The 16,270-nt window shown below is 52.3% G+C and carries 12 protein-coding genes and 1 pseudogene; 10 read left to right on the forward strand and 3 right to left on the reverse strand.

Annotated elements, in window-relative coordinates:
* The first annotated feature begins 124 nt into the window (after positions 1 to 124).
* Together cydD and cydC are read left to right on the forward strand one after the other, a co-directional pair.
* Positions 125 to 1,900, forward strand: coding sequence for a heme ABC transporter permease/ATP-binding protein CydD (gene cydD, locus DB847_RS17015; protein WP_108651775.1), 1,776 nt, complete (start codon positions 125 to 127; stop codon positions 1,898 to 1,900).
* A complete protein-coding gene (cydC, locus tag DB847_RS17020) occupies positions 1,893 to 3,632 on the forward strand; it encodes a heme ABC transporter ATP-binding protein/permease CydC (protein ID WP_108651776.1) in 1,740 nt (579 codons plus the stop codon). The genes cydD and cydC overlap by 8 nt, the downstream gene beginning before the upstream one ends.
* 565 nt (positions 3,633 to 4,197) lie before the next feature.
* Here cydC and DB847_RS17025 read toward each other — a convergent pair.
* Positions 4,198 to 5,454 carry an adenylosuccinate synthetase gene (locus DB847_RS17025; RefSeq protein ID WP_108651777.1) on the reverse strand — a complete coding sequence of 419 codons (1,257 nt, stop codon included), beginning with the start codon at positions 5,452 to 5,454 and terminating at the stop codon, positions 4,198 to 4,200.
* Positions 5,455 to 5,737: 283 nt separating this feature from the next.
* Here DB847_RS17025 and DB847_RS17030 point away from each other — a divergent pair.
* From DB847_RS17030 to DB847_RS17045, 5 genes and pseudogenes are all read left to right on the forward strand, one after another.
* Positions 5,738 to 6,624: pseudogene (locus tag DB847_RS17030) on the forward strand (LysR family transcriptional regulator).
* Between the two features lie 55 nt (positions 6,625 to 6,679).
* On the forward strand, positions 6,680 to 7,240 hold the full coding sequence (sigZ, locus tag DB847_RS17035) for an RNA polymerase sigma factor SigZ (RefSeq protein WP_108651778.1): 561 nt from the start codon (positions 6,680 to 6,682) through the stop codon (positions 7,238 to 7,240).
* A gap of 101 nt (positions 7,241 to 7,341) precedes the next feature.
* A complete protein-coding gene (locus tag DB847_RS17040; RefSeq protein ID WP_108651779.1) occupies positions 7,342 to 8,034 on the forward strand; it encodes a glutathione S-transferase family protein in 693 nt (230 codons plus the stop codon).
* Positions 8,035 to 8,286: 252 nt separating this feature from the next.
* A complete protein-coding gene (locus DB847_RS25130) occupies positions 8,287 to 8,469 on the forward strand; it encodes a helix-turn-helix domain-containing protein (protein ID WP_199911603.1) in 183 nt (60 codons plus the stop codon).
* 74 nt (positions 8,470 to 8,543) lie between these two features.
* Entirely contained in the window at positions 8,544 to 9,188 is a 645-nt protein-coding gene (locus DB847_RS17045) for a substrate binding domain-containing protein (RefSeq protein ID WP_199911604.1), read from the forward strand.
* A gap of 64 nt (positions 9,189 to 9,252) precedes the next feature.
* Here the strand turns inward: DB847_RS17045 and DB847_RS17050 are convergent, their stop codons facing one another.
* The gene (locus DB847_RS17050; RefSeq protein ID WP_108651780.1) at positions 9,253 to 9,972 is read right to left on the reverse strand and encodes an SDR family oxidoreductase; all 720 of its coding nucleotides are present in this window, start codon (positions 9,970 to 9,972) and stop codon (positions 9,253 to 9,255) included.
* A gap of 321 nt (positions 9,973 to 10,293) precedes the next feature.
* Positions 10,294 to 11,745: an alanine/glycine:cation symporter family protein gene (locus tag DB847_RS17055; protein WP_108651781.1), complete on the reverse strand. Its 1,452-nt coding sequence runs from the start codon at positions 11,743 to 11,745 to the stop codon at positions 10,294 to 10,296.
* Positions 11,746 to 12,176: 431 nt separating this feature from the next.
* On the opposite strand from DB847_RS17055, the gene DB847_RS17060 reads away from it, so the two are divergent.
* The 3 genes from DB847_RS17060 (at position 12,177) to DB847_RS17070 (ending at position 16,262) form a co-directional block, all read left to right on the forward strand.
* The gene (locus DB847_RS17060) at positions 12,177 to 13,814 is read left to right on the forward strand and encodes a peptide ABC transporter substrate-binding protein (protein WP_108651782.1); all 1,638 of its coding nucleotides are present in this window, start codon (positions 12,177 to 12,179) and stop codon (positions 13,812 to 13,814) included.
* Positions 13,815 to 14,141: 327 nt separating this feature from the next.
* Positions 14,142 to 15,524 (forward strand): APC family permease, encoded by a 1,383-nt coding sequence (locus tag DB847_RS17065; RefSeq protein ID WP_108651783.1) that lies wholly within the window; start codon positions 14,142 to 14,144, stop codon positions 15,522 to 15,524.
* A 267-nt stretch (positions 15,525 to 15,791) separates the two neighbouring features.
* Positions 15,792 to 16,262 carry a CBS domain-containing protein gene (locus DB847_RS17070; protein WP_108651784.1) on the forward strand — a complete coding sequence of 157 codons (471 nt, stop codon included), beginning with the start codon at positions 15,792 to 15,794 and terminating at the stop codon, positions 16,260 to 16,262.
* The last annotated feature ends 8 nt before the right edge of the window (positions 16,263 to 16,270 follow it).

Genomic DNA, 16,270 nt, shown 5'->3' on the forward strand with positions numbered 1-16,270 from the left:
CAGCGGCGTTATCAGATGCTCATGTAGAGTCACTACACCACTCATCTTCTGCCTTGCTGGTCGAGAAAATTGTCAACTGCAGAACCAAGTCCGTTATCTCAACAGAGCCTAGGAGCCTCACCCCATGAATAAGACTCGAGAAAAGCTGATCCAGCGCTGGCTCAGGCAACAAACCGGACGCAGTAAACGCTGGTTAAGAGTTGCGGTCGGACTGGGCATAGCCAACGGCCTGTTACTGGTCGGGCAGGCAGCCCTACTCGCCCATATCATCTCAGCTATCATCATCCATCAACAGGCTAAGGCGGAATTACTCACTCCCTTTATCGCCCTGATCATCTTGTTTGTCGCCCGGGCCCTATGTAATTGGGGCAAAGAGATTTGCGGCTTTCGGGCCGCATCCGAAATTCGCTCCAGTATCCGGGACCAGCTGCTGGTTCATCTGCAAAAACTCGGGCCCGCCTTTATTCAGGGTAAACCCGCGGGAAGCTGGAGCAGCATGCTCCTTGAGCAGATCGAAGAGATGCATGAGTTTTTTGCCAAATATATTCCCCAAACCAAAATCGCCATGTATCTGCCACTGATCATTCTGGTTGCTGTGTTCCCAATAAACTGGGCCAGTGGCCTGCTACTACTGATCACCGCACCGCTGATCCCCATTTTCATGATCCTGATCGGCATGGGCGCCGCCGATGCCAACCGTAAAAACTTTCAGGCTCTATCGAGGCTATCGGCCCACTTTCTGGACCGGCTCAAAGGGTTTCGAACCCTTAAGCTATTTAATCGTGGCCAAGCCGAGCGCCGTGAGATCGAGGAGGCTTCCGAACACTTTCGCCACCGTACCATGGCGGTGTTGCGACTTGCCTTTCTCAACAGCGCCGTCCTTGAGTTTTTCGCCTCCGTCTCTATCGCCCTGGTCGCCGTCTATTTTGGCTTCAACTATCTGGGCTTTTACCATTATGGGAGCTATGGCGCTACCGTATCCCTGTTGACCGGGCTTTTTGTACTGTTTCTGGCCCCGGAGTATTTCTTACCCTTGCGGGAGCTGGGATCTCAGTATCACGCCAAGGCCCAGGCGATCGGCGCTGCCGAAACCATCTATGACTTCCTGCATCTCGAGTCTAAACAGCCTCCCTGTGGCAAAAACGCTCTGAAGGAGAGCAACACCATTGAGATCACCGCCAGTGATCTGGAGGTTCTTAGCGCCGAAGGGGTAACTCTGGCCGGGCCGGTCAGTTTTGAAGTCAAAGCGGGCCAACAGGTCGCCGTGGTCGGACGCTCCGGCGCAGGTAAGAGCTCACTCATTAACTGTCTGCTGGGTTTTACCCCCTACCGGGGATCCCTGACCATCAATGGTCAGGAGCTCAAGACTCTTGATCCTGAAAGCTTGCGCCTGCAACTGGGCTGGCTTGGTCAAAATCCGCAATTATTCAGTGGTAGTGTTGCCGATAACCTGAGACTCGGAAATCCAGAGCTCACTCAAGAGCAGCTCTGGCAGGCCCTTGAAGAGACCCAGGCACGGGAGTTTGTTGAGCAAAAGCCCCGGCAGCTGGACTTTCCTGTCGGCGAGGGAGGCCATGGCCTGTCTGTCGGACAGGCGCAGCGGCTCGCCCTGGCGCGAATGCTCCTCAAACCCTCTTGTTTGCTACTACTGGATGAGCCAACCGCGAGTCTGGATAGAACCAATGAGCAACAGATCACCCAGGCACTACAGCGCCATAGCAAAGGGCGGACCATCATCATGGTGACCCATCGCATCGAGCAGCTTCAGCAGCAAGATAAGATCCTGGTGCTCTCCCAGGGCAAACTGGTTGAAAGTGGCTCTTTCGAAGAGCTCAGTGAACAAAAAGGTGTCTTTCATGACATGTTGCAACAGCGCGACGGGAGATCATTAGATGAGTGATTTATGGCCCTACCTCAAGCTTTTTCGGCGCCACTGGCTGATGTTGTTGGCGGGCTTGATCCTCGCCATCGCAACCTTGTTTGCAGGAATTGGCTTGTTAGCCATTTCCGGATGGTTTCTCTCGGCCTCCGCAGTGGCCGGGATCACCTTTGGTGCACTGGCCCTGACCAGTTTTAACTATATGACACCAGCCGGTGGTGTCCGGGGTTTTGCTATTACCCGGACCTTCTTTCGCTGGGCCGAGCGGGTGGTCACCCATGATGCGACCTTCCGCATTCTCAGCCGCCTTCGCTGCTGGTTCTGGGAGAAGATAGAGCCCCTCTCCCCCAACGCACTACAGAACTATCGTCAGGCCGATCTGCTGAACCGGCTGGTCGCCGATATTGACGCCCTGGATCATGTCTACCTGCGCCTGCTGACCCCTCTTTTTGCCGCCCTGTTTATCAGCATGGCCGTGACCGCCTTTCTGGGGTACTTCTCCTCATCCCTTGCAGTGGTTCTCGGAGTGATTATGCTGACGATGCTAATCGCCATGCCTCTGGTGTTCTACAAGCTGGGACGGGCTCCGGGACAAGCAGTTGCGGCTCGTAAACTAACTCTGAGGATCGCCCTGCTGGATTACCTGCAGGGGCAGGCAGAACTACTGCTGTTCGGTGGCGATCGCCATTATCGTCAGCAGATCAACCTGCATGAGGCCCAGCTGATCCGTGCTCAGCACGCTATGGCTCACCTGACAGGAATTGCCAACGCCCTGATTGTTCTGGTCAGTGGCTGGTCAACGCTGCTGATACTGTGGCTGGCCGCCGATGGGATTGGCTCTCATACTCCCCCTGGCCCCATGCTGGCGATGGTGGTGTTCCTGACCCTCGCCTCTTTTGAAGCCCTGATGCCACTAGCCAATGCATTCCAGCACCTGTCTACCAGTATCAGCTCAGCTCGCAGACTCAATCAGGTGCTTGAAAGCGCACCTGAGGTCACTTTCCCGGATCGCAGCAATACCAAGGCCAGCCATGGTCAGTTGAATATACAGGAGCTGCAGTTTTCCTATGACTCAGATGATAGGGTACTGAATAACTTTAACCTCAAGATTGCGGCCGGTGAAAAGGTGGCCCTGCTGGGAAAAACGGGTTGTGGTAAATCCACTTTGCTCAGTCTCATCACCCGTGAGCTCCAGGCCAGCCAGGGTAGCATCATGTTGGATAATCACCCTCTTGAGCAGTTCGATGAAGCCTCACTTCGTCAATCAATGGCGGTGGTAACCCAGCAGGTTCATATCTTTAGTGGCACGCTCAAAGATAACCTGCTGCTGGCAAACCCACAGGCTAGCGACCAGCAGCTGCTCGAGGCCCTTGAGCAGATGGAGCTGGGTTACCTTGCTGAGGGTAAGTTTGCTCTCAATAACTGGATTGGTGAGGGAGGACGTCAGCTTTCAGGTGGCGAGAAGCGCCGCCTTGGCATCGCCCGTGCTCTGCTCCATCAGGCGCCGCTATTACTGCTCGACGAGCCGACGGAAGGACTGGACGCCAGTACCGAGCAGAGCATTCTGCAACAGCTTTTGTCTCTTTCAACCCACAAAACTTTGCTGATGATCACTCACAGGCTGGCAGCACTGGAGTCATTAGATAGGATCTGCCTGATGGAGGCCGGTACCATCCGCTGTCAGGGATCCCATCAGGAGCTTCTGCAGAGCGATCCCTATTACCGGATGCTTAATCAGCGGATCGGGATCTAAAATCCATGGTTGCGACACACCCTTGTGTTACAACCATCTCCTGAAGGGGTCTTTAGATTAAAGAGCTCTGAGATATTTTGTGATCAGATGATGCCACTCAGTGAGTATTAGAAAATCAGGATATACGCCCGGGTCTGGCCCCGGGCGCTCCTATACTTAGGGCTCAAACCTATGGTGAATCAATACATGAGATAGCCTAGCATGGCACAGATTAATGCATATCTCGCCAGCTTCTCAGTCTCATCATCAAGCCCCTGCGCTTTATTTATTCTGAATATTTCCTTTAGAAACTTCCCTGTCATATTACTCCTCCATTGGTGGAGTAAAGATCTTACCATCAAGAAATTTTAAGTTTTTTAAAAAAGAGGAGTCCCTTCTTTTTTTGGACTCAATACTTTGTAAAGAATCTTTTCAGGGGTGGCGTTCAAGATGCAAATCAGCGGGAAAGACTATGATCGGCCGTTCGATTTTGAGTTGTTTGATTTCAGTATGGCCAACTGAAGTGGAGGAGAGCAGATACGAAAAAGCAGCGCCATAGCGCTGCTTTTCTTGGTATTCGAGAGGATTAGCGCAGGATCATCTGCTCGCGCTCGGGCCCCACAGAGACCATGCTCACGGGAACTCCCATCAGCTCTTCGATTCGCAGCACATAGTTTTGCGCTGCCGCCGGCAGGCTCTCGAAGGTACGGCATCCGCTAATATCCTCATCCCAGCCCTCCAGGGCCTCATAGACGGGAGCCAGAGTCGCCGTCTGTGGCCAGATCGGGTTTTCACTATGCTCTCCGGCGTAGGCGGTACAGATCTTCAGATCGCGCATCCCGCTCAGGCAATCAATCTTAGTCAATGCGATCTCGGTCGCCGCCTGCAGCTCCACCCCGTTACGGGTCGCAACCGCATCAAAATACCCCATATCACGGGGGCGTCCGGTCACGGCACCATATTCGTTAGAGGCCTCACGGAAATTGTCCTGCTCTTCCATGGCGGTGATGAGAGTTCCGGTCCCTACAGATGAGCTAAAGGATTTAGCCACCGCGATCACCCGCTCCGGGCGCAGTGCCGGCAGGCCACTGCCGATGCCAGCGTAAGCCGAGGTGACATTGGAGGAGGTCGTCCAGGGGTACTCCCCAAACACCAGATCCCGTCCGGCACCTAGTTGGGCTTCAAACAGCATGTTTTTACCCTCAGAGCGTAAAGCCTTGAGGGGCTCAGAGACATTACAGATCGCATCGCGCCAGGGCGCTGAAACCTCCAACAGCCAGTCGGTCATCTCCCGGGCACTTTGGCTAAACTCAAACGATGGATAAAGCGCCTTGAGCTGGGGCAGCTTCCAGTCCAGCATGAACTGAATGCGCTCAAGCAGGACCTCGGGTTGCTTCAGCCAGCCCACCAGGATCCCCTTTTTCATCACCCGGTCGCCATAGGCAGGCGCGATCCCCTGACGGGTTGAGCCATAAGCTCCCTCTCCCAGACGCTCCTCTTCGAGAGTATCTTCCAGGGCATGCAGAGGTAAACAGAGGGTGGCCCGGTCTGAGATACAGATATTCACCTCAACTCCGGCGCTGCGGATCTCAGAAAGCTCCTGGGTCAGAGGCTCAGGGCTGATCACCATCCCGGGACCCAAGATCGCGGTACAATCGGGATTAAACACGCCACTTGGCAATTGATGCAGCTTAAAGGTCCCAAACTCATTGACCACAGTATGTCCGGCGTTGTTGCCTCCCTGAAAACGGACACTTGCAGAGGCATCTCCCGCCAGATAGTCCACGATTCGGCCCTTGCCTTCATCACCCCAGTTAGCACCCACAACAACGATAGACGACATAATTTAATCTCCTCATAGCTAAGCCCATGATCCTACGCCGCCTTGCTTGATATGAAAAATTAATTATTATTATTAGTTTAATAAGAGTTTCATATAACCTGACTGCCTGATCCCAGTACTGCGACATCAGTCGAAAGTGCTCGTCGACGCGACGTGAATCCATCCATGGAAGCTCCACCGCGTCACCCCTGATGCAGAGGGCCTGCTTGAGCACAGCTCGACAGCTGTCCCTAGAGATCAATTATTGAAACTGCCTTTAACAGGCGAACTGAAGAGGTACAGGATGTTGGATATCCACTGGCTTAAAACCTTTGTAACCCTGGCAAGGGTGCAGCATTTTGGCAAGGCTGCCACTGAGCTGCACATGACCCAGCCGAATGTCACCCTGCATATCAAGCAGCTTGAGCAGGCGACTCGGATCAAGCTGCTGGAGCGCTCGCCATTCAGCCTGACTCAAGCCGGAGAACGCTTGCTACAGAGCGCTCAAAAAACCCTGATGGAGCTGCAAACCTGCCAAATGGATCTCAATGCTATGGGGATCTAAGCCAGGGAACCCTGAGCATCGCCGCCAGTGATATCATCTCCCGCCTGATGCTAATCGGTCCCTTTCAACGCTTCAGGCAACATTACCCGGGCATCGATCTCTCCCTGTTCAATACCACCTCCGCCCAGGCCGCAGAGCTGGTTAAGAGTGCCCGAGCCGATCTCGGATTTGTAATGGCTCACAAACAGAGCCAGCCCCTGCACTTCACCGAACTACACAGGATCCACTGGTGCGCCCTCGGCGGGGGATCGCCACGCCTTGCTTGCGCATCGAATTCAGAGCCCGAAACTGAGCTCACCCTGATCCTGCTCGGTCATGATACCCGCACCCGGGATCTCATCGATTCAGCCCTCCCCACCCTTAATCTCGGCTCATATCGGGTGATGGAGGTCGGCAGTGTGGATGCTCAGATTGATTGGGCAGAGGCTGGATTTGGCATCGCCATTGTCCCTGACTTCGCCCTGCACTCTAAGCTCAATCTCAGCTCTGAGATCACCGCACTTCCTGATTTTCCCACCACCAGCCTGGGCTATATCCTGCGGCAAAACCAGCTGCAATCGAAAGCTCTCAAGCAGCTCTTAGAGTGGGTCAGGGAAACGATTGCAAGCTCACAGCGCCTTCAATAAGCTTAGGGGGCTCCCTGTTTCACTTTTTAACTTCGCGGAAGAGGTAACTGTATCGATGGATCCAACGAATAATGCTTTACTCAAGCGAGTCTGGGGAGAGTACCAACAAGCGCTCAAGGCATTCCTACACTCTAAAGTCAGCAATGATGCTGATGTTGACGAGTTGCTCCAGGAAATCCTGATCAAAACCTACCAAAACCTCTCCTCTGTTCGTGAGATGAACAGCATCAAAGCCTGGTTATTTCAGCTTGCTAACCACACCATTATTGACTTTTACCGTAAGCACTCTCGAGATAATCGTCTAACCAACGAACAAATATTATTCACAGACGATGACTATAACCTTAAACAGGAGTTGGCTAGATGTATTACTCCATTCGTACAGGCCTTACCTGAGCAAGAGGGGTACCTGCTTCAACGCATCGATCTTGATGGACACAGCCAGAAACTAATTGCCGAGCAGCTCGGAGTCAGCTATTCCACCTTGAAATCTCGGGTTCAAAAAAGCCGCATCAATCTTAAAAAGCTATTTGAAGATTGCTGTCACCTGTCACTGGACAGCAGCGGCAACCTGATAGATTGTGAAGCAAAATCAGGGGATTGTGATTCCTGTTAAAAAAATGCCTATAAGCATGCACTTTTGCTTCGTCTTTTTCTTTGTACATCCGTCTTACTGGTAAAGGCATAACCAAGCCAAACATTACCGAGGAGAAAAAGATGCTCAAAGTTATTAGCTTTAAAATCTGCCCCTTCGTCCAGCGAGTAACCGCAACACTGGAAGCCAAACAGATCCCCTATGAAGTTGTATATATAGACCTAAACAGCAAGCCTCAGTGGTTCCTGGATATTTCACCGAATGGCCAGGTTCCACTGCTGATCACTGAATCCACAACCCCGCTCTTTGAGTCTGACGCCATCATTGAATACATCGAGGATGAATATGGCCCGCTACAGCAAAATCTAACGAATGAGCATCGAGCACTAGAGCGCGCATGGAGCTATCTTGGATCCAAACATTATCTGATGCAGTGCTCAGCCATGACTAGCCCCGACCAAATCACCTTGACTCAGCGGATCCAGAAGCTGAGTCACGCCTTCGCCAAAGCCGAAGCACAATTCAAAGCAGGCCCCTTGTTCAACGGTGATTCTCTTAGCCGTGTTGATCTTGCCTGGCTCCCATTACTGCACCGTGCCCATATAATTCAATCGCATACCTGTTTTGATATGCTCGAAGGCTTCCCAAAAATGAAAAAGTGGCAACAAGCCCTTATAACAACCGGCCTCACTGACCGTTCTGTTTCAAAGGATTTCGTAGAAAATTTCACAAGCTTCTATCTTTCCAACAAAACTTATCTGGGAAGAGGCGCGGACTGCCCGGCCCACTCAACCGGCGGTTGTGACTGCTGCTAAAGGGTCTAACCGATTCACAGGTGTCGAGCCAAAAGCCGGCACCTTCATTATCTATCATCAAGTGTAAGCCTAACCCAGCTTAACGAGCCCCCTTATCATCCCGACACGCTCCTGACCACAAAGAAAATAATTAGAACCAGCCGCAAGATGAAGCAACTTTATACCGGATTAAAGGCGGGTTATTGTTGCTATATAAACATGAATATAAAATACTGTTTCTTAAAAGAGACTAATCAATCATCAAAACAACATATGCTGAACACCATTAACCTTGCCGACATCCGCTCCTTCGTGTTGATCGCCGAGTTAGGTAACTTTACCAAGGCGGCTGAAACACTCGGGGTATCCCGCTCCCATGTCTCGCGGCAGATCAGCAATCTTGAAAAGCAGATGGGGTCACCCTGCTGGTCCGCACCACCCGTACTCAGCGCCTGACCCGGGCCGGTCAGGAGTTCTATGAAAAGTGTGAAGCAGCCCTCAATGGCATCGATCAGGCGTTGATCGCCGCCGTGGATGATACCCGGTCCGTTCGAGGGACGATTCGGATCAATTGTGTCGGGGGTTACCTGGGAGAGGAGCTGATCGCCGGTATGCTCTGTGAATTTTTGCAGGAGTATCCGGATGTCAACATCAACCTTGATTTTAGCAGTCACCGCATCGATCTGATTGAGGATGAGTTCGATCTTGCCTTTCGGATGGGCAAACTTGAAGACGCAGGGTTTATTGCCAGAAAACTGCTGGATCTCACCATGGTTACCCTGGCAAGCCCCGCCTATATCGAACGCTACGGCGATCCTGAGCATCCCAGAGAGCTTAGTGAGCATCACTGTCTGAGCGGATCGGTCAAAAAATGGAGTTATCGAAACATTCACTCCCCGGAACTAAGCTTCGATGCCCAGATCAGGGGGCAGCTTGAGTGTAAAAATGGCCGGGTGATGCTGCTGGGAGCCTTGGCAGGAAACGGGATCATCCGGGTACCGCTTATCTACTGCCAGCAGGAGGTCCAGCAGGGAAGATTGCGGCGAGTACTCAAAGAGTGGGAGATCCCGGATGTGGAATTTTCAGCCCTTTATCACAGGGATCGATATCAGCCGAACCGGTTGCGAACCCTGATAGAGTTTATGAAAAGCTATTTTGAAAACCTTCGGGGCTAATGCCTTGAATCCCGGCCAAAAAAATGCGCCCTGAGGCGCATTTTTTATCTGAAACCGGGCCCGATTAAGGCTCCTGGCGAGTTGCCGCCAGCACGATTTCACGAATGCAGACATTCTGTGGCTGCTGGTAAGCGAAGCTCACGGCGCGGGCGATATCGTCAGCCACCAGGGGCCCACCCATGGTGCCCTTCCACTCTTCATAGCCATCGCGAATTTCACTGGAGGTGGTGTGAGACAACAGCTCAGTCTCAACGGCGCCCGGTGCAATGGTGATGACGCGAACATTGGAAGCAGCAACCTCTTCACGTACATTCTCTGAGATCGCATGCACCGCGAACTTGGTTCCGCAATAGGCTGCATGGTTTCCAAAGGTCTTGCGACCAGCAATCGAGCTAATGTTGATGATGGTCCCGGTATTGCGGGCCTTCATTGGCGCAAGCACCGCCTGCATCCCGTTCATCAGACCCAGAACGTTGACATCAAACATGGTCTTCCACTCAGCGCTATCTTGAGTATCCAGCTGACCCAGCAGCATCATGCCTGCATTATTCACAATGGCATCGGCAGGGCCATACTCGGCCTCGGCCTTAGCGATCGCCTGCTCAAAAGAGGCCTTATCGGTCACATCGACCTTTTCACACATTGTATTAGGCAGATCCATGGCTTGCAGGCGCTCAATGCGGCGTGCCAGCAGCAGCAGAGGGTGTCCCTCATCACTCAAACGACGGGCAATCGCTTCACCAATACCAGAACTTGCACCTGTAATCACAACGAGCTTTTTCATAACATTTCTCCGATTGAATCATGGGGCAACAAGATGGCCTGAGCCTTAACTGTTGCGATGGAGGTATGCTACGCAAAAGGGATTTGTTGATATATAGGGGTTTAATCAAATCACTGTTGCCATATAGCAACAATATGGGTGCAGCTGATGGTGAAGGGATCAGGGTATTCCATCCTCTCTTGGGAGTAGATCAGATGATTCCGCAGGGGTAGTAAGCCGAAGGAGGCAGTGAAATGGCTAAACAGACCAGGGATACATCGATGCCCAATAAAAAAGAGCCCGGATAACGGGCTCTTTTTATCTCTTTATCAACTTACATCTTTATGATTTAGAAGGTTCCTGAGGTTTTTGGGCGTTATTATCCCAGATCCCCTCAACCACCTTACCCTTGAGTTCAGGGTAGTCATTGAGATCAAAGGTGGGCAGCTTGCCTGCATCCAGCTGGCGGTTATAGTCTTTGGCCAATTTGACCGCGACGCCGGATAAGAGCAGGATCGCGACCAGGTTAATCAGTGCCATGATCCCCATGGAGGCATCGGCCATCGCCCAGACCACAGGTAGCTCCCCCATGGCCCCAAACATCACCATTGCCAGCACACAGATCCTGAACAGGGTCAGTCCCGCCTTATGGTTATGCTCGAGAAAAATCAGGTTGTTCTCGGCATACATGTAGTTCGCCACAATCGAGGTAAAGGCGAAGAACAGGATGGCGATGGCGATGAAGGTATTTCCCCAGCCCCCTACTTCGGCAGACAGAGCCCTCTGGGTGAGCTCGATTCCGGTGATCCCTGAGCCCGGCTCAAACTGCCCGGAAACCAGGATAATTGAGGCGGTACAGGTACAGATCACGATCGTATCCATGAACACCCCCAGCATCTGCACATAGCCCTGGGATGCCGGATGCGGCGGGTAAGGGGTCGCAGTCGCTGCCGCGTTTGGTGCCGAACCCATACCTGCTTCATTCGAGAACAAGCCGCGCTTGATACCGTTCATCATCGCCTGAGAGATGGCAAAACCAACGGCGCCCCCTCCGGCTTGCTCCAGTCCGAAGGCGGACTTAACGATGAGGGAGATGATCCCGGGCAGCTCACCTATGTTCATCATGACAACCACCAGGGCAATCAACAGATAGATGAGCGCCATGAAGGGCACCACCAACTCCGCAAAGCGGGCGATGGCCCGGATCCCGCCGAAGATGATCAGTCCGGCTGCAATCACAATTGCAAGACCCGTCCCCCAGCTTGGAATATTGAATGCCACCTGCATCGCGGCCGAGATCGAGTTAGCCTGCACCGCATTAAACACCAGGCCAAAGGCGAGCAGTAAGCACAAAGAGAACAGGACTCCCATCCAGCGTGCTCCCAGACCCAGCTCCATGTAATAAGCGGGCCCGCCCCGATAGTTCCCGTCATCATCTTTCACTTTGTAAAGCTGTGCCAGGGTACTTTCGGCAAATGCAGTGGCCATCCCGATGATGGCAATCAGCCACATCCAGAAAATGGCTCCCGGCCCTCCCAGGTAGAGGGCTACCGCAACCCCGGCGAGATTTCCCGTTCCCACTCTTGCCGCCAGGCTGGTACACAGAGCCTGGAACGAGGAGATCCCTGCAGCATCGGCTTGGCGGCTGTTTTTCAGAACCGAGAACATGTGGCCAAAGTGGCGGATCTGGATAAATCCAAAGCGGAGGGTGAAGTAAGCCCCGGCGAATAGCAGCAGATAGATGAGGATTTTTCCCCACAGCAAACCATTGATAGCAGCAATCAATTGTTCCATTGTAAACCCTCTTTATCAGGTGTGATCTGTCACATTTTTATTAGCGTTGTTTTTTTAATCGCATAAATTACAAGCGCCGCAGACTAGCATACGCACCAAAAAACAGCGCGTGATCCAGATCACAGTTCAATATTCACAAAACCCCCAGGCAACCAAAAATCCACCAGCAGATCACATAAAACAAACAATGCATCGTAATTCCAAACACAAAAACCGCTTTGCGATATCGAAAATGAGACCAAATTATTGTTTAAGTCTATTTCACAATATGTCACAGCGTAACCCCGGGTCACAATTTGTTTACCTTTACCCTATAGCTATTCACTCCTGGGTAATATTTATGCACTCTGAAGGCTCCATCAAGATTGATGGCATGAATTAGAAATCAAAGGAACACCCTGATGTGACAGTCATTTCAACATGGAGTTTTTATGTCCCCCAATCCTCTTTTTCGATTTACACTTTTTTGCTGTGCTCTCTTCTCACTCGGCTTATCAACCCTGTCTCAGGCCGAAGCTACAAGCCCTTCTACGCAACTCGCCAAGGTTCAGCAGCTGATCCGTGGCAATCGTGCAGAGCCCGCGACCCTGGATCCACAAAAGGTTGAGGGAGTCCCAGCTTCCAACATCCTTGCGGATCTCTTTGAGGGGCTGGTCTCCATCGGCCCACAGGGTATGATGGTTCCGGGAATCGCCACCCACTGGGAAAACAGCAATAACCAGATCTATACCTTCCACCTTCGCCACGCCAAGTGGTCCGATGGAACGCCGTTAACGGCTAAAGATTTCGTGTTTGCCTGGAGAAGAGCGGTCGATCCCAAGCTTGCCTCGCCATACAGCTGGTTTGTTCAGGAAGCCCATATCACAAATGCCGATGCCATCGTCAATGGCAAGCTCCCTCCCTCAAAACTGGGAGTTGAGGCACTGGATCCTTACACGCTTAAAGTCGAGCTATCTCAACCGGTCCCCTACTTTGTGCAGATGCTGGCCAACACTACCTTCTATCCTGTGCCACAAAAGGTGGTTGAGAAGTATGGTGAGAAGTGGACCCGCCCCGAGCACATGGTTTCAGACGGTGCGTATCAGCTTAAAAGCTGGGTGGTGAATGAAAAGATAGTCGCGGTGCGCAACCCCTACTACTGGAACAACAGCCAGACCCATATCAACCAGGTCACCTACCTGCCGGTCACTAAGCCGAACACCGAGGTAAATCGCTACATGGCCGGAGGAATGGACATGACCTACCAGATCCCGACCGATCCAGCCCAGTATCACCGGCTAAAGGAGGATATGGGGAATGAGCTTCAAACATCCGGGGTGATCGGCAACTACTACTACAGCTTCAATATGAAGCGTAAGCCGCTTAATGATGTCCGGGTGCGCAAGGCTCTGGCCTATGCGATTGACCGTGAAATCATCGCCAAAGATGTGTTGGGCGAAGGGCAGCTCGCCGCCTATACCTTTACCCCGCCGGCAACGGCTGGCTTTACCAAACCGAGCCTGCCCTGGGAGAAGTGGTCTCAGAAAGAGCTGGATCAAAAGGCTCTCACACTGATGAAGCAGGCGGGATATGGCCCGGAGCACCCACTGAAAGTCACCCTGCTTTACAGCCCCCATGGTTATGATAAGAAAATTGCTCTCGCCATCGCCTCGATGTGGAAAAAGCTCGGGATTGATGTCTCGCTGAATAATCAGGAGTGGAAGGTCTACCTGGATACGCTCAAGCAGTTTAATTTCGATATTGCGGTCACCGACTGGTATGGGGACTATAACGAGCCCAGCACCTTCCTGGGGCTGTTGCTATGTGGTAACCCTCAGAACAACAGCGCCTACTGCAACAAAGAGTATGACAGCATCTATCAGCACAGCGCCCGTCTGACCACCGCCAGGGAGCGTGCCCAATCCTATGACGCGCTGGAGGAGATCATCAACCGCGACATGCCGGTCGCCCCGATCTTTGACTTCGTCACCACCCGGCTGGTCAAGCCCTATGTCGGCGGCTACTCAGATAACCCGCTAGACAAGGTCTACACCCGCAAACTCTATATCAAGGCGCATCAAGTCAGCTAACTCAGTCCCCCACCTGCCTGTCGCAGGTGGGAGATCTCCTTCCTTAAGGTCCCTTCAATAAAAAGTCAAAATCTGTTGAATTTGTAAAAAGATTAGCTTTCTTTAGCTAATTCACTTTCACCCCGGGAGTAAATATTATATTTTCCTTGCCCTTATCCGTTCAGAATTAAATCTATCCTGACCAGGATAGACTGAATAATTTAGTGTAGTGCTCGCTCTTCCCGCCCGGCAGTCCGATCCAATCTCTGCTGGGTTGTGGAGCAATTAACGGCCGCTGCATACACTCGATTTAACTGTTGAATAAGTCACAGCAAGGTAACTGGCAAGATGAAAGACTCCCTGAAGCCCAAATTTGGACTGTTCACCGCCTTCACCATGGTGGTGGGGACCGTGGTTGGTATTGGCATCTACTTTAAGGCAACACCAATCCTGGCGAATACGGGAGGCTCTGAGCATTTTGCCCTGATCGCCTGGGTCAGCGGCGCTCTTTTGACCATTATCGCCGGAGTCGTGGTCTCTGAGCTTGCCAGCATGACCCAAAACACTGGAGGACTACAGTCGTTTGGCGATCAGACCTGGGGCAGAGCCTTCGGTTTTGTGATCGGCTGGAGTCAGTCGGTGCTCTATATGCCGTTGACCCTCAGTATCATCTCTTTTTACTCGGCTACCTTTACCCTGATGTTTCTGGGGTGGCCCCTTAGCCTTAAAAACCTGATGCTGTTTACCTATGGCTACTACATAGTGATCAACGGGATTAACTTTATCTCCTCCTCCCTGGCCGGTCACCTGCAAAAAGTAATGACAGTGCTTAAGCTGATCCCGCTGCTGGGGATCGCCATCACCGGGCTATTTTTTAGCGGTGACGCCTCCACCAGCCTGCAGATGAGCGGCGCTACTGTCAAAGATCTCTCAGCCTTTACCGCCATCTCTACCGCGATGATCCCTGTGCTGTTTGCCTTCGAGGGGTGGATCTTTGCCTCAACGGTTGCCCGCGAGATCAAAAACCCTCAGCGTAACCTGCCAATCGCAATCATCGGCGGGATCGTGGTAATTGCCGCCGTCTATCTGCTGTTCACCATCGGCCTGTTGCATGTGGCTCCGGGTGCAGAGTACGCCTACAACTCGGGTGAAGTGAATGTGTTCAGCGCGGCCAATGTGCTGTTTGGCCCCCTGGGAGGAAAGATCATCCAGTGCTTCATCGTGATCTCTGCTTTGGGAGTCCTCAATGGCTATTCTCTCTACTCCCTGAGAATGCCCTACTCACTGGCACTTCGCGGTCCCTTCCCCGGTTCCAAAAAACTATTGAAGATATCGCCTCGCACCAATATCCCCAGCAACTCAGCCCTGTTTATGAACTGCTGGACCCTGGTTGTCATCAGCATCGGCTTTGGACTCTATGGACTGGGACAAAGCCATGTGTTTGATATTTTTGGCGATGTTCCGGTAGCTCTCTTCTATATCTTCTACCTGACCATCATTGCCGGGATCTGGCGACTACGTTACACCCGCCCTCAGGCACCCCGCCCCTTCCGGGTGCCATTTTTGCCACTGCTGGCGCTGATCGCCATCCTGGGCTCTGCCTATGCCGTGTATGGTGCCTTTATCTCCCACCCCTACTACATGCTGGGCTCGGTCGTGGTCGCCCTGCTGGGATTGGTTATCTATAAAAAATATAAGATTGCAGCCCAGCACGGCGAACAAGAGCACTAAGAATGACTCCCCACTCAGGCTCTTCGCAGCTGTGAGTGGGGAGAGTCACCTCAGGCGATCCACTAGCTGAACCTCACCTAAACAAATAATTAACATCTATTTTTCATCTTTGAAACTTTCTGTTAGGGTAGATCTCTGCCGGGGAAGATCAGCGAACTCACCTTTTTGCCTTTCATTTCTGATCCCTGACCCTTGGGTCAACCCCTGGTATCTCTTTTCATAACTGCCGCTTCTCACCACCGGGAAGCTGAGCAAGGAGGCCAATCCATGCTAATCCAAGATGTCATGAGTCGTGCTGTAAAATCTGTTTCTCCCGAAACCAGCTTGCAGGAGGTTGCATCCCTGATGTGCCTGCAGCGCTTCTCCTCTATTCCAGTCATCGATAGCCAGGGGATCCTGACCGGTGTGATCGCCGAGCGCGATATTCTTAAGTTCCTGTTTCCGGATATTAAAGATCTGATGGAGAGTCCCAGCGCGATTAACTTTCAGGCCCTGGAACAAGACTATCGCAAGATCTTCTCGATGACAGCTGCCGAGCTGATGAGTAAGCAAGTGATCAGTGTGACGCCCGATTACCCCCTGCTAAAAGCGGTCGCAGTGATGGCTCGCCACAACTTCAGACGCATTCCTGTGACCCAGGAGGGTGTTCTGGTGGGTATGGTCAGCATGGGGGATATTCACCGTGCAACCTTCATCAAGAGCTTTTCAGGCAGCCCGCAGCTCACAGAAACCGCTTGATTTTTATG

Origin of the sequence: Dongshaea marina (assembly GCF_003072645.1) — a bacterium.
Lineage (GTDB): Bacteria > Pseudomonadota > Gammaproteobacteria > Enterobacterales > Aeromonadaceae > Dongshaea > Dongshaea marina.